At 34.0% G+C, this 19,745-nt stretch carries 18 protein-coding genes; 1 reads left to right on the top strand and 17 read right to left on the bottom strand.

The window, feature by feature from the left end; genetic code table 11:
• Position 1: 1 nt before the first annotated feature.
• The 14 genes from murG to GQ589_RS00135 form a co-directional block, all read right to left on the bottom strand.
• Positions 2–1,054, bottom strand: a complete 1,053-nt coding sequence (gene murG, locus GQ589_RS00200; protein WP_160423824.1) for an undecaprenyldiphospho-muramoylpentapeptide beta-N-acetylglucosaminyltransferase — start codon at positions 1,052–1,054, stop codon at positions 2–4.
• Entirely contained in the window at positions 1,054–2,205 is a 1,152-nt protein-coding gene (ftsW, locus tag GQ589_RS00195; protein ID WP_160400610.1) for a cell division protein FtsW, read from the bottom strand. Before ftsW ends, murG begins: the two co-directional genes overlap by 1 nt.
• A complete protein-coding gene (murD, locus tag GQ589_RS00190) occupies positions 2,202–3,536 on the bottom strand; it encodes a UDP-N-acetylmuramoyl-L-alanine--D-glutamate ligase (protein ID WP_160423821.1) in 1,335 nt (444 codons plus the stop codon). The genes ftsW and murD overlap by 4 nt, the downstream gene beginning before the upstream one ends.
• Before the next feature lie 24 nt (positions 3,537–3,560).
• A complete protein-coding gene (mraY, locus tag GQ589_RS00185; RefSeq protein WP_160400608.1) occupies positions 3,561–4,643 on the bottom strand; it encodes a phospho-N-acetylmuramoyl-pentapeptide-transferase in 1,083 nt (360 codons plus the stop codon).
• Between the two features lie 18 nt (positions 4,644–4,661).
• Positions 4,662–6,017 (bottom strand): UDP-N-acetylmuramoyl-tripeptide--D-alanyl-D-alanine ligase, encoded by a 1,356-nt coding sequence (gene murF / locus GQ589_RS00180; protein WP_160400607.1) that lies wholly within the window; start codon positions 6,015–6,017, stop codon positions 4,662–4,664.
• Complete coding sequence (gene murE / locus GQ589_RS00175) at positions 6,014–7,567, bottom strand: UDP-N-acetylmuramoyl-L-alanyl-D-glutamate--2,6-diaminopimelate ligase (RefSeq protein ID WP_160423819.1); 1,554 nt, start codon at positions 7,565–7,567, stop codon at positions 6,014–6,016. Before murE ends, murF begins: the two co-directional genes overlap by 4 nt.
• 10 nt (positions 7,568–7,577) lie before the next feature.
• The gene (gene ftsI / locus GQ589_RS00170; RefSeq protein ID WP_160400605.1) at positions 7,578–9,329 is read right to left on the bottom strand and encodes a peptidoglycan glycosyltransferase FtsI; all 1,752 of its coding nucleotides are present in this window, start codon (positions 9,327–9,329) and stop codon (positions 7,578–7,580) included.
• Positions 9,326–9,712 (bottom strand): cell division protein FtsL, encoded by a 387-nt coding sequence (gene ftsL, locus GQ589_RS00165; RefSeq protein ID WP_160400604.1) that lies wholly within the window; start codon positions 9,710–9,712, stop codon positions 9,326–9,328. The genes ftsI and ftsL overlap by 4 nt, the downstream gene beginning before the upstream one ends.
• A complete protein-coding gene (rsmH, locus tag GQ589_RS00160) occupies positions 9,702–10,640 on the bottom strand; it encodes a 16S rRNA (cytosine(1402)-N(4))-methyltransferase RsmH (protein WP_160400603.1) in 939 nt (312 codons plus the stop codon). Before rsmH ends, ftsL begins: the two co-directional genes overlap by 11 nt.
• A gap of 16 nt (positions 10,641–10,656) precedes the next feature.
• Complete coding sequence (gene mraZ, locus GQ589_RS00155; RefSeq protein ID WP_160400602.1) at positions 10,657–11,103, bottom strand: division/cell wall cluster transcriptional repressor MraZ; 447 nt, start codon at positions 11,101–11,103, stop codon at positions 10,657–10,659.
• A gap of 242 nt (positions 11,104–11,345) precedes the next feature.
• Positions 11,346–12,044, bottom strand: coding sequence for a 6-phosphogluconolactonase (pgl, locus tag GQ589_RS00150; protein WP_160400601.1), 699 nt, complete (start codon positions 12,042–12,044; stop codon positions 11,346–11,348).
• A gap of 12 nt (positions 12,045–12,056) precedes the next feature.
• Positions 12,057–13,517: a glucose-6-phosphate dehydrogenase gene (zwf, locus tag GQ589_RS00145; RefSeq protein WP_160423817.1), complete on the bottom strand. Its 1,461-nt coding sequence runs from the start codon at positions 13,515–13,517 to the stop codon at positions 12,057–12,059.
• Positions 13,518–13,696: 179 nt separating this feature from the next.
• Entirely contained in the window at positions 13,697–13,981 is a 285-nt protein-coding gene (gene rplY, locus GQ589_RS00140; protein WP_160400599.1) for a 50S ribosomal protein L25, read from the bottom strand.
• A gap of 191 nt (positions 13,982–14,172) precedes the next feature.
• Positions 14,173–15,045 carry a D-hexose-6-phosphate mutarotase gene (locus tag GQ589_RS00135; RefSeq protein ID WP_160423815.1) on the bottom strand — a complete coding sequence of 291 codons (873 nt, stop codon included), beginning with the start codon at positions 15,043–15,045 and terminating at the stop codon, positions 14,173–14,175.
• A 195-nt stretch (positions 15,046–15,240) separates the two neighbouring features.
• Between GQ589_RS00135 and hemW the strand changes: the two genes are divergently transcribed.
• The gene (gene hemW, locus GQ589_RS00130; RefSeq protein WP_160423813.1) at positions 15,241–16,368 is read left to right on the top strand and encodes a radical SAM family heme chaperone HemW; all 1,128 of its coding nucleotides are present in this window, start codon (positions 15,241–15,243) and stop codon (positions 16,366–16,368) included.
• Between the two features lie 238 nt (positions 16,369–16,606).
• Here hemW and ribD read toward each other — a convergent pair whose 3' ends face one another.
• The 3 genes from ribD to thrC all read right to left on the bottom strand — a co-directional run bounded on the left by ribD (position 16,607) and on the right by thrC (position 19,673).
• Positions 16,607–17,716 (bottom strand): bifunctional diaminohydroxyphosphoribosylaminopyrimidine deaminase/5-amino-6-(5-phosphoribosylamino)uracil reductase RibD, encoded by a 1,110-nt coding sequence (ribD, locus tag GQ589_RS00125; protein ID WP_160423811.1) that lies wholly within the window; start codon positions 17,714–17,716, stop codon positions 16,607–16,609.
• A gap of 14 nt (positions 17,717–17,730) precedes the next feature.
• The gene (gene nrdR / locus GQ589_RS00120) at positions 17,731–18,183 is read right to left on the bottom strand and encodes a transcriptional regulator NrdR (protein WP_160411063.1); all 453 of its coding nucleotides are present in this window, start codon (positions 18,181–18,183) and stop codon (positions 17,731–17,733) included.
• Positions 18,184–18,383: 200 nt separating this feature from the next.
• Positions 18,384–19,673: a threonine synthase gene (gene thrC / locus GQ589_RS00115; RefSeq protein ID WP_160411062.1), complete on the bottom strand. Its 1,290-nt coding sequence runs from the start codon at positions 19,671–19,673 to the stop codon at positions 18,384–18,386.
• Positions 19,674–19,745: the final 72 nt, after the last annotated feature.

The following is a 19,745-nucleotide window of genomic DNA, read 5'->3' as shown; positions in this document are numbered from 1 at the left end:
ATTATTTTACCACTGAGTTAAGGGTTTCCGCTACTCTCTCTGTCGAATTCACAATAGATAAACTTTTAGCTTTAATTGCCATTTCAGTTAACTTATCACGGTCCAAATTTAATAATAGTTTTAATAATGACTCAGCGTTAAAATTGGGTTGCTCTATAATATCTGCAGCACCTATATCCGACAATGATTTTGCATTCCAAAACTGCTGACGATCTTTATGCATGAAAGGGACAAAAATAGCACCAATACCAACAACCTCAATTTCACTAACAGTTAATGCTCCACTGCGACAAATCACAATATCAGCCCAATTATATGCTTCTGCAATATCAGATATAAACTCAGTCACTTTATTATTGGTCATATCACAGCTTTGGTAAGACTCGATTACCGAATCTAACATTCCTTTACCTGTTTGATGCCATACTACATATTTATTCGATAATTTGGTTATAACTTGAGGTACAATATCATTAATAATTTTAGCCCCTTGACTGCCACCCATAACCAATACTCTAATTGGCCCATTACGATTCTTGAATCTTTCCTCTGGTTTTTCAACAGTTAAAAGGTCACTACGTACAGGATTACCAACTACTACAGCTTTAGGAAAAGCTGTAGGGAATGCTTGCAAAACTTTAGTTGCAATTTTAGCTAACCACTTGTTGGTTAAACCAGCTATACCATTTTGTTCATGCACTACAATTGGTATACCAAGTGTTTTTGCCGCAATGCCTCCAGGGCCAGAAACATACCCCCCCATACCAAGAACGACATCAGGACGATAAGTTTTCAATATTTTTCTAGCTTGTAAGACTGCTTTTATAATTTTATAGGGTGCTTTTAATAATGCCATAACACCTTTTCCTCGTAGCCCTGATATTTCAATAAAATCGATCTCAATACCATTTTCAGGAACTAACTGCGCTTCCATTCGGTCTGCGGTACCTAACCATCTGACTTGCCAACCTTGCTTTATTAAATAATGTGCAACAGCAATACCGGGAAAGACGTGCCCACCTGTTCCACCTGCCATAACTAATAACTTTTTCATTATTTTATTAACCTTATTCTTGCTTGTGCTTGTTGTTGTCTAAATTCAAAATCTATTCTAAGTAATATTGCAACTGCAATACTCATCACAATAAGGCTTGAACCACCATAACTAATAAAGGGTAATGTTAATCCTTTGGTTGGTAACATACCAGATGTAACACCAACGTTAACAAATGTTTGAAAGCCAAACCATATACCAATTTCACAAGCTAAATAACCTGAAAACAATGAGCCTTCATTCAAGGCCCGATAACCAATTGCTAACGCTTTAAATGTCAAAAAGAAAAGTAATGACAATAAAGCAACTACACCTATATATCCATATTCTTCAGAAATAATTGAAAAAATAAAATCGGTATGACATTCAGGTAGGTAACCTAATTTTAGAATAGAGTTACCCATACCTTGCCCGGTAATACCACCACTACCAATTGCCATTAAAGATGCAACTAATTGATAACCTGAACCCGTTGCATCTTGCCAAGGGTCAAGAAAAGTCAATAATCGAGTTAAACGGTACGCTTCATATAGAATCAAACAAATAACAGCACCAACACCAGTTAGTAAAATAGCGATAAATTGCCACAATTGAGCACCAGCAATAAATAAGATGCCAATAGTTACCATAAATAAGACGATAACAGTACCTAAATCAGGTTGTTTAAGTAACAAAACGGAAAGTACAGCCATAACAACCATTGGTTTAAAAAATCCCCAAAAGCCATTTTTTACTTCTTCAAATTTGCGTGATAAATAACCTGCTAAAAATAAAAATAAAGCTAATTTTGAAAGCTCTGCAGGCTGAAAATTAAATACTCCGAGAGGTATCCAACGAGATGCACCATTAATTGAAGAACCTATACCAAGTACAACAATTAACATAATAATAGCAATAATTAGTAATATTGAGCTAAATTGCTGCCAACGTTGCATTGGAATATACAGTGTAATAAACATTAAAAATAACGATAGTCCTAATTGAATAAGCTCTCGTTGAGTATAAAAAAAAGGGTTGCTTTCATTAAATGACATTGAAGATGATGTCACCATTATTAAACCAAAAATCATTAAACCAAGCACAGTCCAAAGTAATTGGTTATCAAAAGGTATATGCGGATTAACTTGTTTTCTTAACCAAAAAAATGTCATTTCTTACCTCTTTGAACATATTTTTTGGCTAATTTTGCAAATTGATTTCCTCGTTCAATATAATTTTTAAATTGATCTAAACTTGCACAAGCAGGGGATAGCAAAACCACATCATTTGATACCACCTTTTGAGCAATAATTTGTATTGATTCAGCCATTGTTTCAGTTATTGTTGTTATATTAGGAGCTAATTTACCAAGCAAATAACGATCTCGCCCAAAACAAAAAACATCAAGGTTGTTACTTTGTAAGTAAGGTAATAGAGGAGAAAAATCAGCTGATTTACCATCACCACCTAATAGTAAGTATAGTTTACCGTGGCAAATAATACTTTTCAGTGCAGCTTCAGTACTACCTACATTGGTCGCTTTAGAATCATTAATCCACTTTACATCATTTTGCTCAAAAACCAACTCAAAACGATGAGGCAAGCCTTTAAATGAAGCAATTGTTGTTAAACTTGATTGTCGTGAAACATTTAATTTATCAGCAATCGCTAAAGCCGCTAATGCATTAAGATAGTTGTGGCATCCAATTAGTTTTATCATTTTAGTATCTAACACACTTTGTCCTTGTGCAATGAGGTGTTCATAGTGAACGCCTAAATGATAATCACCTTTATTCACACCAAATGAAACATAGTTGAGTTGTTTATCAGTTGGAATAGTTAATTTATCATCACTGTTAATTACACAATATTTAGCATTATGATAAATACGTTGTTTAGCCTCGACATATTGCATTAAACCAAGAGGATATCGATCCATATGATCTTCTGAAATATTTAAAATTGTTGCAACAGTAGCTTGTAAACTATATGTTGTTTCTAGCTGAAAACTTGATAGTTCAAGAACATATATATCGTAATCTTGGTTTAATAGAGATAATGCTGGTTGCCCAATATTACCGCCAACGCCAACTTTGACACCTGATGCTTTAATAATATCACCTACCAATGTCGTCACCGTTGTTTTACCATTAGCTCCTGTGATCGCAACAATTTTTTTATTTGGTTGTAAATTAACTTCACGACAAAAAAGTTCTATATCACCAATAATTTCAATACCTTTTTCAGCTGCTTTTTTCAATTCTGGAGTTGATAATGAGACACCTGGACTAGTGATAATTAAATCAGCTTTTAACAACCAATCAATATTTAAACCGCCTAAATGATAATTAACACGATTATCTAATTGCTCTAATCCTTGTGGCTTTAAACGAGTATCAATTACCTTTGGGATAACGTTTTGGTCAAGAAAATAATCAACACAAGAAAGACCTGTAATACCTAATCCAATAATTACAATATTTTTGCCCTGATAGTTAACCATGATTCAATCCTGATCTATTTTAAATTATCGTAATTTCAAGGTTAATAACCCAATTAAAACCAACATTAATGAAATAATCCAAAAACGCACAATAACTCGAGGCTCCGGCCAACCTTTTAGTTCATAATGATGATGAATTGGTGCCATTTTGAATATTCTTTTGCCTCTTAATTTATATGAGCCTACTTGTAAAATTACTGATAAAGTTTCGATAACAAAAATTCCACCCATAATTAGTAATAAAAATTCTTGTCTTAATAAAACAGCAATAATTCCAAACACACCACCCAAAGCTAATGAGCCGACATCTCCCATAAAAACCATAGCAGGATAGGTGTTAAACCATAAAAAACCAAGGCCAGCACCAATAATTGCGGTACAGACAATCATTAATTCGCCACTAAATTTGATATAAGGAATATGTAAGTAAGCAGCAAAATTAACATTACCTGTTGCCCAAGATACAAGGGCAAAACCAGCAGCAACAAAAACAGTTGGCATAATGGCAAGCCCATCAAGTCCATCAGTTAAATTAACAGCATTCCCAGCCCCAACAATCACAATATAACTAAGTAGAATAAATAATAATCCTAATTGAGGCATAACATCTTTAAAAAATGGTAAAACGAGCACTGTTACTGTACTATCTTTTCCGTAAACATAAAGACCAAAAGCAACAATTAACGCAATAACTGATTGCCAAAAATACTTCCATTTTGCAATAAGGCCGGCACTATTTTTACGGATTACCTTTAAATAATCATCAATAAAGCCAATAATGCCATAACCAATTAAAACGAATAAGGTTACCCAAACATAAGGATTGCGAAGATCTGCCCATAAAAGTACCGATAATACAATAGATGCTAAAATAAGCACCCCTCCCATAGTAGGCGTTCCTTTTTTACTTAAATGTGATTCAGGTCCATCATGGCGAATAACTTGCCCAATTTGCAATCTTTGTAACCTATCAATAACTTTCTGACCAAAAAATAAAGAAATCGCTAAAGAAGTTAATAACCCCAAAATCGCTCTTACTGTTAAATAAGAGATAACATTAAAAAAGGTAAAATGTTTCACTAAATATTCTGATATCCACACCAACATAATTTTAATCCTAACGCTTTATTGCTTAATTTGAATTTTTTCGATGATTTCTTCCATTTTGGCACTACGAGACCCCTTAATTAACATAGTTAAAATTGGGTATTGACGTAATAACGTTAACAGAAAATTCACTGCATCTTGCTTATTATTAAAATGGTGACCCTCACAGCTATACTGGCTAATAAATCTGCTTAATTTCCCTATACTTACTACACAATCAATCTTTTCATCACGGGCAAGTTCACCTATTTGTCGATGATATTTTTCAGATTCAGGACCTAGTTCCCCCATATCACCAACTACCAAAATTCGATAGCCAGGTTGTTTTGCCAACACTTTTACTGCTGCTGACATTGAGCCAACATTGGCATTATAAGAATCATCCCAAATTAATTGGGTTTGATTTAACCTTATTGGGAATAACCGACCTTTTACAGGTTTTAAAGAGGCTAAACCTTGTTGTATCTGATTAAGTGTTGCACCAACAGAAAGCGCTAAAGCTGATGCCGCGATAGCATTTGAAACATTATGTAATCCAATTAGAGGTAATATAATTGAGCATTCGCCATTCGGTGTATGTAATGTAAAGGTTGTACTTTCAGCATATTGAATGTTACTTGCATAAAAATCAGCCGAAAAATTAGATAACGAAAATGTCCAAACGGTTTTATTTGCTAACTGAGCAAACCATTTATTTGAGCAACTATCCAAATTAATGATAGCAATACCATCTTTAGATAAACCTTCAAAAATCTCACCTTTAGCCGCCGCCACACCGTCAAGTGAACCAAACCCTTCAATATGTGCCTCAGCAATATTATTAATTAAAGCACTGTGTGGTTTGACAATATTTGTAGTATAGGTAATTTCACCGATATGATTTGCTCCTAATTCTATTACAGCAAACTGATCTTGCGTGGTTAATCTTAATATTGTCAATGGCACGCCAATATCATTATTAAAATTACCCTGCGTATAAAGAGTTTGTCCACAATTTTGCAAAATTGCGGCAGTCATTTCTTTAACTGATGTTTTACCGGATGATCCTGTAAGTGCAACAATTTTAACCATACTTTGCTGGCGTACAAAATTAGCAATTTGACCTAAAGCTAGTCGAGTATCTTTAACGACAATCTGAGGTATTGTTTTATCAAGTTTACGATCTACAATCACAGCTATAGCGCCATCTTTAATGGATTGTTCAGCAAAAGCATGTCCATCAAAATTATTACCAACAAGTGCAACAAATAAAGACTGTTTAGCAATTGTTCTGGAATCGGTACAAATAGAGTCAATAATACAATTTTCGTCTTGAATATGATAAGAGTCACCATTCACTACTTCTTTTATTTGTTTAATTTTTACTGGAATCATAATCGATTCTCTACTCCTAAAAGTTGTTTCACTGTTTCTTGGTCTGAGTAGTGATATTTGGTTTTACCTATTATTTGATAATCTTCATGTCCTTTACCTGCAATTAAAATCACATCATTTGGTCCTGCTTGCTTTAACGTTTGTCCAATAGCTTGCACTCTATCGGTAATTACTTGTACATTATTAGTATGATGTAAACCTTGCTGAATGTCGTGAATAATTTTCATTTCATCTTCGGTTCGAGGATTATCATTGGTTAGTACAATTTTATCAGAAAATTGTTCTGCGATTTCTGCCATTAATGGTCTTTTCCCTGTATCCCTATCACCACCACAACCAAAAATTACCCATAATGTTCCTTGACAATGAATTCGGCTTGCCTGTAACGCTTTTTGTAATGCATCGGGGGTATGAGCATAATCAACAATGACTGTAGGGCCATTATTTTCATGCAATACTTCCATTCGTCCACAAATTGGTTTAAGAAAACAAGCCATATTTACAACAGCAAAAAAAGGATAATCAAGCGTTAAAAATGTTGCAATAGATAGCAATAAATTAGAAACATTAAATTCACCTAATAATTGACTATTGATAATAGCATTACCCCAACTTGAATCCATATGAATTTGAGCTCCTTTATCATGATATTCGATCATCGAAACACCAACATAAGGCCTGTTTAAAGACTTCAACTGACGTAATGATTTAGGCTGACATGATACCGCCGTTACCTCTGGAAGTTTATCAATCCATCGTTTACCATATTTATCATCATAATTAACAATTGATTTACCCGAACTTAAAACTTGTTTTTCTTTTTTATCGGAACTAAATAACGACCATTTTGCTTTTGCATATTTACCCATAGTCTTATGGAAATCAAGATGATCACGACTTAAATTAGTAAATACAGTTGCAGAACAATTTAGCCCCTTAACACGCCCCATCGCAAGCCCATGCGAAGAAATTTCCATCGCTACAACATTAACCTGTTTTTTTACAAAATCAGCTAATAAGGATTGTATATCTATTGCTGATGCCGTGGTATTAATAGATGATTCAAGTTTGTTATAAATTCCATTACCAATGGTACCTAAAATAGCCGTTTTGTTATTGAGTAATGCTGTACACTGAGCAATAAGTTGGGTCACGGTTGTTTTACCATTGGTTCCTGTTACCCCAATTACCGATAATTTTTTTGATGGAGAATCATAAAAATCATTAGCAAGTAATGATAAACGCTGTGAAAGTTGGAATACACTAATTTTGGGAACCACTGATTTATTATCTTGCTCAAGATACTCAATATTTAAGTTATTTGATTTTCGATTTGTTTCAGTTATAACAACAACCGCACCTGCAGAAATGGCTTGAGGAATAAATGCTCGTCCATCAACAGTATGCCCCTTGATAGCAACAAACACATCACCTTTTTCCACTTTGCGACTATCAATACGTAAATGATTAAGCGGAAAATCGTCTAATTCTAGATAACGATTTCCACCTAATAATTCAAATAATGTCTTAAATGTGCTTATAGCTATCATTCTCTACCTATTAATAAATAATCATTTGACCATCAACTTGACGATCGGGTTTTACATTCATCGTTCTTAATACTCCCCCCATAATACGGCTAAAGACTGGTGCAGAAACAGCACCGCCGTAATATTGGCCAGCCTTAGGGTTATCAATAACAACTACAAGGGAATATTTAGGTGCTGTAGCAGGAGCTATACCCGCAGTATAAGCCAAGTATTGATTAACATAGCGCCCTCCAGATAACTTTTTAGCTGTTCCTGTTTTTACACCTACACTATAGCCAGGAACGGATGCTTTAGTCCCCCCGCCAGTCACAGCTACGGCTTCCATTAATTGAACAACTTTTTTAGCAATACTTTCTTGTACAACTCGCTCACCTTTGACAGGTTCAGTTACTTTCAAAATTGAAACAGGTCGGTAAATACCATAACTCCCAATGGTTGCATATGCTCTTGCTAATTGTAATGGAGTGACACTTAATCCATACCCGAAAGCAAAAGTTGCTCGTTCAATATCAGCCCACTTTCTAGTTCTATCTGCAGCAATTGAACCACTTACTTCACCACCAAGACCAAGCCCTGTAGGTTGTCCTAATCCAAAGCGGCTATAATACTCAACTAGTTCACCAGGTTGCATTTGTAAGGCTAATTTACTGACACCTACATTACTTGATTTTTCTAAAATACCAGCTAAATTCAATGATTTTTGATACGATACATCTTTAATTTCATAACGATTAACTAAAAATGGTCTAGTATCAACAATTGTATTTAGATCTGCAATTTTTTTCTCCAAAGCAGCCATCACGACTAATGGTTTCACTGTAGAACCCGGTTCAAATGCATCTGTTACAGCACGATTCCGTAGTAAGCTATAATCAATCGATGAGCGATTGTTGGGATTATAAGATGGATTGGTTGCCATCGCCAAAATTTCACCGGTATGCACATCAATTAAAACCGCTGTGCCACTATCAGCTTTATTAAATTCAACAGCTTGACTCAATTCACTATAAACTAAAGATTGTAAACGTTCATCAATACTCAATGTTAAATCTGATGCAGCCTCACTATCTGTACGTTCTAATTCTTCAATAACACGTCCAACGCGATCTCGTCTAACAGTTCTTTGTCCTGACTCACCAATTAACCATTTATTAAAACTTTTTTCGATACCTTCAGAACCTTTTTCTGTTCCATTTTCGTCAATATCGGTTAAACCAATTAATTGTGCTATATTTTCTGCTGCTGGATAATAGCGTTTAGATGTCTTTGCAAATGAGATTCCAGGTAATTTCAATTTTTTTAAATAGTCTGATATTGTCGGAGTTACTTGTTTAGACAAGTAAACAAATCGCATTGAAGGATTACTCAATTTTTGCTCTAATGTCGACATTGATAAGTTCAGTGTTTTAGATAATCCTTGCCACCGAACATCATCTGCTTTAACGCCTCCTTTTTGCAAAACAATTTTAGGATCTGCCCAAACATCAAACATTGGCACACTTACAGCTAATGCACGACCATTACGATCGGTGATCATTGCTCTTGGAGCTTCCATTTCTTGGTGACGAATCGAGCGTTTGTTTCCTTCATCAATAAGTTTATCGGGTTCAATAATTTGCAACAATGCCATTCGAACTATAAGACAAATAATAGCAAAAATAATAAAACCATATACAATGTAAAAGCGACTGGGCGTAAAAACCTGCTTCCTACCATTTATATTTTTAATTCTATTTTTTCTATGTTTAGAGACAGGTTTCATTGTTTACTCTTTATCACAATAACTGTTTCATTTTGTGGTGTCACATAAGACATACCTAATTGAACTTTTGCTTTATCTTCAACACGTTTGGGATCAGCAAGTACGTTTTCTTCAATAACAAGATTTCGCCATTCGCTTTCTAAAACATCTTGTTCTAATAAAAGTTGCTCACGCTCAAATAGCTGTTTTCTAACCTGTTGGGTTGTTATTAATACCGCACCAGCAGAAATAACAATCATTACAAGTAATAACAATGAAAGTTTTTGGTGACCAAACAAATCACTAATAATTAAACCCACTAAACTTTTGCTTGGCCTTTTTTGTATATTTTTATCACTATAAATTTTTTCTTGTAAAGTATCATTGTTTTGATTACTGTCCATTTTTTCTTTCTGCTACCCTTAATATTGCGCTTCGAGAACGCGGGTTATTTTTAATTTCAATAGCACTTGGTTTAATCTTACCAAGGGATTTTAATTTAGAATCACCATATTGTTTAATTTGCTGTTGTGTCAAAGGTAATCGAGTCGGTAAATCAGGACCTTTACTTTGCTGACTAATAAATTGTTTTACAATTCTATCTTCTAAAGAATGAAAACTAATAACCGCTAATCTTCCTTGATTTGCAAGCACTGATAAACTACTATTTAATGCTTGCTCAACTTCTTCCAATTCACTATTAATATAAATACGAATAGCCTGAAAACTACGTGTAGCTGGATGCTTATTTTTATCTTTTCTTGGCGTTGCTTTTTCAATTAAATTAGCTAACTCCAATGTACGAGTGATCGGTAAAACTTTATTTTGTTCTACAATTGCCCGAGCAATACGCTTAGCAAATTTCTCTTCACCGAATGTTTTTAACACCCATGTAATATTTTCTTCATCACTATTCAACAACCATTCACTTGCCGTTAAACCTTTATGGTTATTCATGCGCATATCAAGTGGTCCATCACGCATAAAAGAAAATCCTCGTTCAGGATCATCAAGTTGCGGAGATGAAACTCCCAAATCTAGCAAAATGCCATCAATTTTTCCCAATAGAGCTAGCTTATTAATATATTGATATAGATTTGAAAACTCACCCCGAATAAAAGTAAATCGAGGATCCTCTATTTGTAAAGCGACCTGCTCAGCATGTTCATCACGATCAATGGAAATTAATCGACCTTGTGCACCAAGTTGTTCAAGTATTAAACGAGAATGACCTCCTCGTCCAAAAGTGCCATCAACATAAATGCCGTCTTTTTTTATATTTAATGCGTTTACTGCTTCGTTTAACAAAACTGTTTTATGTTGATAATCCATCAATCTTTTACTCTTATTAAATAGTTAAATTTTTCAAATTATCCGATAAATTTTCAATATCCGTTGGTAATGCGGCAATATCGTCTTTAATTTGTTGATACCAAATTACCTCATCCCAAATTTCGAATTTATTAGATTGACCAACAAACATTGTATTTTTTTCTAATTTAGCATAAGTACGTAACGTAGATGGCAATAAAATTCGCCCTGAATTATCCATTAAACACTCAGTTGCATAACCCAATAACAGTCTTTTAATTCTACGTTCAGCATCAACAATCGTTGATAATGTTGCAAGCTGTTGCTCTATACATTTCCATTCAGATAGGGAGTAAAGGGTTAAGCAAGGGTGGTATAAACCAATTGTGCAAACCATACCTTCAGATAAAGATTCACGGTAACGAGTGGGAATAGCCAACCGTCCTTTATTATCTAAATTGATTGAAATTGCACCGCTGAACATAAAAATTCCATTATTTGTAAATTTCACATTAATTTTTAATTTTTAAAAATCAATAAATTAAAAATTAAATTCTTTTCACCACTTAATCCCACTTTTTACCACAAAATTTTATAAAATAATAGATATTTGATAAATTAATTTATAAAGGTTTAAAAACGCATCCTATTATCTTTTTTTTGAAAATGGGTTTATAAGAAAGGAATAATGAAAGGTTTTGCCGACAAGGATCGGCAAAGAAAAACTCAAGATACAGTCCAAAACCCTGTTACATTAACTTTGTTCTGCTGTAAAACTGCACGAATAGGCATTTGATTGATATCATTACCTTTTTCGGCTTGTTCTAATACATTCAATTTACTTTCACCAACTAAATGTAGATAAATATTTTTACTATTTAAAATTGTTGGTAGCGTTAATGTAATACGATCAAGTGGTGCAGTTAATGGGGTCATACCAACAACTTTTTGACCAGATTTCATATCTAAACCGGCTGCTAAATTAGCAGCATCAGGGAATAATGATGCTGTATGACCATCTTCGCCCATACCTAAAACAACTACATCAAATGGCATCGGAATTTTATCCAACATTTTATTAGTCATTTCTGCACCATCAAATGGATTATCATAGCTGTTTTTCAAACCAACAAAATTCGCCAATTTTGCTTTATTTTGTAATAAATGTGTCATTACTAATTTTTCGTTGCTAGCATCATCACTATCATCGACCCATCTATCATCAACCAATGTAATAAAAACTCGACTCCATTCTAAATCTTGTTGACTCAGTGAGGTAAATAATGGAATAGGTGTTTTACCACCCGAAACAGCAATAGATGCATACCCTTTTTGTTCAACGGCTTGTTTTAATTCATTGATAATATGTGAAGTTAAATCTTCGATCAGTAACTGACCATTTTGATATTTATTTAACGTGAACATAGTTATTTTCCTTTATTCAAATTCGTGCCATGAGTGCCCGTCTTTGGTAATTAAAGCAACCGATGCGACTGGCCCCCAAGTTCCGGCTTGGTAAGTTTTTGGTGGTTCATGTTCTGTTTCCCAAGCACTAATAATTGTATCAACCCATTTCCATGCGGCTTCAACTTCATCACGGTGAACAAATAATGCTTGACGCCCCTTCATAACTTCAAGCAATAAACGCTCGTAGGCGTCAGCACTCTGTTGGTGAAAAGTTTCGCTGAAACTTAAATCAAGTTTTGTTGTTTGTAAATTATGAGTGCTATCCAATCCTGGTACTTTATTTAGAATTTCAATATCCATTCCTTCATCAGGTTGTAACCTAATCGTCAATTTGTTTTGTGGTAGTTCTGGATAAAATTCACTAAATAAATTAAGTGGTAACGGTTTAAAATAAACAACGACCTCAGAACATTTACTTGGTAAGCGTTTACCTGTACGTAAGTAAAACGGAACGCCTGCCCAACGCCAGTTATCAATATCAACTCGAATCGCAACAAATGTTTCAGTATTACTTTTTCGATTCGCACCATCTTCTTCTAAATAGCCAGGCACCTTAACACCATTAACAAATCCTGCAGTATATTGACCTCGAACTACTTTTTCTCGAATATTAGTTTTATCAATTGGCCTCAGGGCGTTAAGCACAGCTATCTTTTCACTACGTAAGCTATCATCTTCAAGGTTAGCAGGTGGTGACATTGCAATCATAGTTAAGATCTGCAATAAATGATTTTGCACCATGTCACGCATTTGACCCGCTTTATCAAAATATCCCCAACGCCCTTCAATACCAACTTGTTCAGCTACAGTAATTTCAACATGATCGATAGAATTACGATCCCAAAATGAAGCAAATACTGTATTTGCAAAACGTAAAGCTAATAGATTTAATACTGATTCTTTACCTAAGTAATGATCAATACGATAAACTTGCGATTCACTAAAGAATTTAGCCACTGAATCATTGATTTCACGAGATGACTGTAAATCTGTTCCAAGTGGTTTTTCCATCACAATACGGTTTTGTAATTGATTTAATCCAGCAGTAGCTAAACCCTGGCAAATCGTCCCAAAAGTCCCTGGATGCATTGCAAAGTAGAAAATAGCAGGATGATTTGAATCAAGTTTATTCTTTAACCCTTCAAAACCTACGCTATCATTGACATCTAATTTATGAAAATCTAATCGTTTAGAAAATCGTTGCCAAATACTATCATCTAACGGTTCTGGCATAAACGAAGTTAACGCATCTTTTGCTACCTCACAATAAGCAACATGATCCCAATCAGCGCGTCCTACGCCTAAAATTTTGGTTTGTTCAGGTAGTTTTCCATACTTTTCTAATTGATATAAAGACGGTAGTAATTTTCGTCTTGTCAAATCCCCTTTAGCACCAAAAATAACTAAATTACAAGCTGGGATATCAGACATGGCTTTCTCCTAAAATGGTATAATGTAATTATTCTATTATGTTCGATATCTGGTGTATACCCAATTAATAGGGTAAATCATAGTAATAGGTACTATTCTATTAACTCTAAAACAAAAAGGTCACCTTTGGGTGACCTTTTGCTTGAAACGAGTAATTAAATGATATTCCAATAAATAAATTATGCTCGTACAAAATCCATATGAACTAATTTTGGTTTAAATGCATGACGTTGCACAGCTTGTACTTTTACTTTAACAGCTTTACCATCAACTTCAACGGTTAAAACTTCAGAATAAAATTCTGGTTTTTCTTGCATATTAAAAACTTGGTTGTGATCAAGTACAACAGAGATTGCTGGTTCACTACCACCATAAATAATTGCTGGAAATTTACCAGCGTGACGCAGGCGGCGGCTCGCACCCTTACCATGCTCTTTTCTAACTTCAGCTTTAAATGTAAACATATTAATTTCTCTTAATTATTTAAATATAGAAACCAATTACAGGCGACCCAGTAATTGGCTATTAAATTAGTACTTTTAAAAAAAGTGTCGTAGATTATAGAGTGTTATGCTCGTAAACGCAATCAATTAATCATATTAAAGACAGTATAAATATTGATTGCATCATACAACATATAATACGAATCAAATATTTAAATTAGCTCTATTTTAAAGCCATAAGTTGATTTCTTATTTGGTGACAATTTCAATGGTTTTGTGATACAACCCGCTTCAACACAAACCATCGATTTATACTCATCATTGCCGAAATCAGCCATTGATTTAGCTTTATTTATCCATGGGTTCCAAGTGACTACATCACTTACATTAGTGTTGGTTAGTTGGATTGTTCGAGCACCATCAGTTATTGTTATTCGATTACCTGCATCGGTATAAATACGATCGACCTCTTGATTAAATGTTAATTCACCTACAGTTACTGGTTTGTTTTCAACAACTAAACGTTCTTGATAAGTATCACCTAACCCTTTAACTACAACATGGTCAATATTATCAATACCAAAATAGGTATGTAGAGCACTAGTTACATCAAAATCTGCTGAGCAACTTAAAGTAACTTCACAGCTTTTACCTAGATGAAGACTTAATGACACAGAGAAAGGTTTGTTACAATAAGATTCTGTTTGTTGACTATTAGTAAGTGATAAAACAAGATCAACGCCATTATCGTCTTCTTCACAAGAATCTAATTTCCATTCAACAAGGCGCGCAAAACCATGAGTTGGATTACCTAATTGACCAAACCATGGCCAACAAACAGGAACTCCTCCACGAATGGCTACATCTTTTTTAAAATGGGTATTATTGCTTAACCAAACAACGGGGGTTTGCTCACTAGAGGGTTGCCAAAATAATAAGTGTGCACCTTGTAATGTAACTGCTGCACAACAGGTTTTATGCTTAATAACTAAAGTTGAGAGCTCACCATAAGACGATTGTTTTACTGATGAGCTTAGTGGCACACCTGATAAGCTACTATCTAAAATCTTTTTATATATACTCATACTTACTCCTAAATAACAAATTTAATTAATATAAAAATTTATTAAGAATTGTACGCTTTTTAAGTCAATAATAAAAACGCAATAGATGCCAAGAGCTTTTTTTTATAAATTGAAGTAAAATGCTACACCATAAAAAACAAATCAACATACTGTCTAGTTATTTTTGTTAAAAAGTTTCAGGAAAGACCCTCGTTTATGTATAAAATCCCAATGAGTTTGTATATTCATATGCCATGGTGCGTACAAAAATGTCCCTATTGTGATTTTAATTCACATACTGTAAAAAAAATACCAGCTTATCAAGCTTATATAGAGCATTTAATTAAAGATCTACAGCATGATGCTGTTTTTTGTTTAAATCGTTCAATTCATTCAATTTTTATTGGTGGTGGTACACCTAGTCTATTTTCTGCCGAGTTGATTGATAAATTATTATCAAATATAAATAAAATAATACCGATAAATAAAGATGCTGAAATCACTATTGAAGCTAATCCAAACTCTGTTGATGTAGAAAGATTTAATGGTTATCAACAAGCTGGCATAAACCGAATATCAATTGGTGTGCAAAGCTTTCAAGCCGATAAACTTGTTAAGTTAGGACGGATACACGATCCCAAAGAAGCAATCACAGCAGGAAAACTTGCCAAAACATTAAATTTAAGAAGTTTTAATTTAGATTTAATGCATGGTTTGCCAAATCAAAATATTGATGATGCCATATATGACTTAAAACAAGCCATTACTATTGCACCACCGCATTTATCTTGGTATCAATTAACCATTGAACCCAATACGCTATTTGGTTCAAAACCACCTGTTTTACCTGATGATGATAAGCTTTGGGAAATTTATCAACAAGGTCATCAATTATTAACTCAGCATGGTTACCAGCAGTATGAAACCTCGGCTTATGCTAAAGAAGGTTCGCAATGCCAACATAATTTAAATTATTGGCGATTTGGAGACTATTTAGGCATTGGATGTGGCGCTCATGGTAAATTAACCCAACCAGATGGAAAAATTATTCGTACCGTAAAAACTCGTCACCCCAAAGGGTATTTAGAAGGGCGTTATTTAGATAAGTATTATACTGTACCTAAAGAAGAGTTACCTTTTGAATTTTTTATGAATCGTTTTAGGCTTTTTGAACCAACGCCTAAATGCGAATTTGAACAACGAACTTATTTACCTTTACAGACAATTGAGAAAAAGTTAGTAACTGCTATTAAAAAAAATTATTTAATTGAAAATAAAGAAAGTTGGCAAATCACAGAACATGGCAAGTTATTTTTGAATTCGTTATTAGAGATATTTCTATAGATAATTATTTGAAATATTTTAACTTAATTCAAATGATATTATTATTTACATTTATTTAACATGATAAATACAAACTATTTAATTAATCATTCAGATATCTTTACAGACTTTCTTCAAAAAAAAGCACATACTATGTCTCGACAATGTATTATTTCATTGTTTTCCTATTCCTTATGTTTTCCCAATAACTTTGTTATTGGGTTTTTTTTTGCATTTAAATTTTAAATTGAGATAGAACTTACTTTTTTTTCAAAATAACTCGTAAATCATCCCCCACCATAGTAATCGATTCAAAGTGAAATTGCGGTGCAAATGAAAGCTTTTGTAGATTTGGCAATATACACATATCTAACGCATTATGACCAAGTAATTTTGGCGCATAATAAACAATCAATTCATCTACTAAATCTTGCTCTATCAATGCTCCTGCAAGATGAGCACCAGCTTCAACCCAAACCAAATTTATTTGTTTTTCAGCTAATAGTGCAAACAATTTAGATAAATCTATTTTTTTACAACTAGATGGCTCTATAATTAATTTAGTGTTTTGCTTTGCAATAAAGCTATTTTTTTTTCGTACTACCCATGTATCACCTGGCTGAGTGAAAATATTTTCGCTACCCATTAACCGATCTTGACTGTCAATAATGACACGAATAGGTTGTCGGATTTTTTCTGGTAGGTAGATTTTTTTTATTTCATCAGGTAACTGATGATATCTAACTGTTAAACTTGCATTATCAGCTTGCACGGTGGTACAAGTACTTAAAATACAACTTGCTTGTGCTCTAAATTGTTGTACATCTTGCCTTGCCACGCTTGAGGTTATCCATTTGCTTTCACCTGATGCCATGGCAACTTTACCATCAAGAGACGTAGCGAGTTTAAGTTGTACATATGGCAAACCCGTCCGCATACGTTTTAAAAAGCCTTTATTAATCGCTTCGGCTTGCTCAGTTAAAACGCCAATCATGACATCTATTCCAGCTTCTTTCAACCGCTTAATACCATTACCTGCAACATTAGGATTAGGATCTTGCATAGCAATAACCACACGTGTAACACCGGCTTCAATAAGCGCATCAGCACATGGCGGCGTTCGACCAAAATGGCTACACGGTTCTAGTGTTACATAAGCTGTTGCACCTTTAGCATTTTCACCAGCCATTTGTAATGCATAAATTTCGGCATGAGGCTCACCAGCTTTTTGATGATAACCGTGACCAATAATTTTATTATCTTTTACAATCACACAACCAACGTTAGGATTAGGAGATGTTGTAAAACGACCAAGCTTAGCTAGCTCAATCGCTTGTTGCATGTAAAAATGATCGTTATTATGTATCATTATTATCTGGATGGCTATTTTTGTTGTAACTTAGCAATTTCATTACTAAATTGTTCAATGTCATCAAAACTAAAATAGACTGAAGCAAAACGGATATACGCAATTTTGTCTAGGTTTTTTAGTTCTTCAATCACATAATCACCAATTAATTTGGCTGGGATCTCACGTTCAGCTGTTGCTCTTAGTTTAGATTTTATACGTGTAATTGCATCTTCAATAGCATCAAAACTAACTGGGCGTTTTTCTAGAGCCCTTTTCATACCATTACGTAATTTATCTTCATTGAATGGTTCGCGAACTTTATTACTTTTAACGACATTAGGCATAATTAATTCAGCCACTTCAAATGTAGTAAATCTTTCATTACATTCAACACATTGTCGTCTGCGACGAACTTGAAATCCTTCACCAACAAGACGTGAATCAATCACCTTTGTATCATCTGCATTGCAAAAAGGACAGTGCATAAATGTATCCTTACGGTAACAAAATAATCATTACAATATCTGAAAATTTTGATTTAAACAAGGGTCTAATTATTGTAATGTAAGTTTTGTCATCGATGGTATAAAATATATAATGATGAAGATTTACTAGTCATTAAGAATTTAATAAATTCAGTTCGTTTTATTAGATATTTAGCCACCTATCTGATGGCATAAAATACTTACCAATTTAATTTAATGAGAAAATCCCTTAATTTAGCAAAATCATCAGGCATATGATGAGAAAGTAACGTCATATCAGCCCGTTCTGCTAACCCTTCAGGAAGTGGAACAGATTTACCTAGAATATCTTCAACAACTTCTTTAAATTTTGCTGGATGTGCCGTACCTAAAAATAGTCCATATTCACCCTCTTGTAACTGTTCACGCAGTGCACGATAAGCAATTGCACCATGAGGTTCAGATAAGTAACCTTTTTGATAAAGTTCACAAACAGTCTGCTTAGCAACTTCATCAGAAACAGTAGCATGACCAAGTGATTTAAGAGCCCATCCCTCGCGCTTATAAATCTCTTCAATACGGGGCCAATTATTTGGCTGGCTTACATCCATTGCATTCGATAATGTTGCAATGGTTGCGTGAGGTTCCCACTTACCAGTTTCTAAATAACGAGGTACTGTATCATTGGCATTCGTTGCGGCAATAAAGCGTTTAATAGGTAATCCCATTGTTTTCGCTAGTAGACCTGCTGTTAAGTCGCCAAAATTACCACTTGGCACAGAAATAACCAACTGTTCACGTTGGGTTGATGTTAGTTGTGCAAAAGCTTCAAAATAGTAACAAATTTGTGCTAATAATCGGCTAATATTAATTGAGTTAGCAGAATTTAAGCCAATTTTAGTTTTTAATTCATCATCATCAAATGCTTTCTTAACTAGTGCTTGGCAAGCATCAAAGTCACTTTGAATAGCGATTGTATGAATATTATCACCCAAAGTACAAAATAACTTTTCTTGTAATGGACTAATTTTACCTTCTGGATATAAAATCACGACGCGAATATTCGGTAAATGATAAAACGCGTGAGCAACGGCCGCACCAGTATCACCAGAAGTAGCTGTCAAAATAGTAATTTTTTTATCAGCAGCGACCTGCACTAACGCCTGTGCCATAAAGCGTCCACCAAAGTCTTTAAATGCTAATGTTGGTCCATGATATAACTCTAATGAACCAATATCTGCTTCTACTGAGGCTACTGGGGCTGGAAATTGAAATGCATTTTTAACAAGTCTATACATATCATTACTGCTAATCTCATCACCAATAAAAGCAGATAAGATCTTGGCGCTACGAGTAATAAAATCAAGTTTTAATAACGACTCAATTTCAACTAATGAAAACTTAGGCAATTCTTGAGGGAAAAATAAGCCTTGCCCTCTTCCTAATCCTTGTTGAACTGCTTGTGCAAAGCTAACTTGCTCTGAATGATCTTTTAAATTATATAATTTCATAATATGTTCCAATTATCTTTATGCTTTAATTATGTACTCTTACTGATATCAGTTTAATCAATAAAAATTGGA

Origin of the sequence: Gilliamella sp. Pas-s27 (genome assembly GCF_009795865.1) — a bacterium.
Lineage (GTDB): Bacteria > Pseudomonadota > Gammaproteobacteria > Enterobacterales > Orbaceae > Gilliamella.
Note: the sequence above shows the minus strand (reverse complement) of the source record. Positions and strands in the feature narration are given on the sequence as shown.

Coding starts and splice junctions, on each gene's coding strand:
- murF (WP_160400607.1), bottom strand. CDS start 6,017: ATGATTCCAGTAAAAATTAAACAAATAAAAGAAGTAGTGAATGGTGAC.
- nrdR (WP_160411063.1), bottom strand. CDS start 18,183: ATGCACTGTCCTTTTTGCAATGCAGATGATACAAAGGTGATTGATTCA.
- pgl (WP_160400601.1), bottom strand. CDS start 12,044: ATGTTCACGTTAAATAAATATCAAAATGGTCAGTTACTGATCGAAGAT.
- murE (WP_160423819.1), bottom strand. CDS start 7,567: ATGATAGCTATAAGCACATTTAAGACATTATTTGAATTATTAGGTGGA.
- mraY (WP_160400608.1), bottom strand. CDS start 4,643: ATGTTGGTGTGGATATCAGAATATTTAGTGAAACATTTTACCTTTTTT.
- mraZ (WP_160400602.1), bottom strand. CDS start 11,103: ATGTTCAGCGGTGCAATTTCAATCAATTTAGATAATAAAGGACGGTTG.
- ftsI (WP_160400605.1), bottom strand. CDS start 9,329: ATGAAACCTGTCTCTAAACATAGAAAAAATAGAATTAAAAATATAAAT.
- thrC (WP_160411062.1), bottom strand. CDS start 19,673: ATGAAATTATATAATTTAAAAGATCATTCAGAGCAAGTTAGCTTTGCA.
- rplY (WP_160400599.1), bottom strand. CDS start 13,981: ATGTTTACATTTAAAGCTGAAGTTAGAAAAGAGCATGGTAAGGGTGCG.
- ribD (WP_160423811.1), bottom strand. CDS start 17,716: ATGATACATAATAACGATCATTTTTACATGCAACAAGCGATTGAGCTA.
- murG (WP_160423824.1), bottom strand. CDS start 1,054: ATGAAAAAGTTATTAGTTATGGCAGGTGGAACAGGTGGGCACGTCTTT.
- murD (WP_160423821.1), bottom strand. CDS start 3,536: ATGGTTAACTATCAGGGCAAAAATATTGTAATTATTGGATTAGGTATT.
- ftsW (WP_160400610.1), bottom strand. CDS start 2,205: ATGACATTTTTTTGGTTAAGAAAACAAGTTAATCCGCATATACCTTTT.
- GQ589_RS00135 (WP_160423815.1), bottom strand. CDS start 15,045: ATGAGTATATATAAAAAGATTTTAGATAGTAGCTTATCAGGTGTGCCA.
- rsmH (WP_160400603.1), bottom strand. CDS start 10,640: ATGGATTATCAACATAAAACAGTTTTGTTAAACGAAGCAGTAAACGCA.
- ftsL (WP_160400604.1), bottom strand. CDS start 9,712: ATGGACAGTAATCAAAACAATGATACTTTACAAGAAAAAATTTATAGT.
- hemW (WP_160423813.1), top strand. CDS start 15,241: ATGTATAAAATCCCAATGAGTTTGTATATTCATATGCCATGGTGCGTA.
- zwf (WP_160423817.1), bottom strand. CDS start 13,517: ATGTCTGATATCCCAGCTTGTAATTTAGTTATTTTTGGTGCTAAAGGG.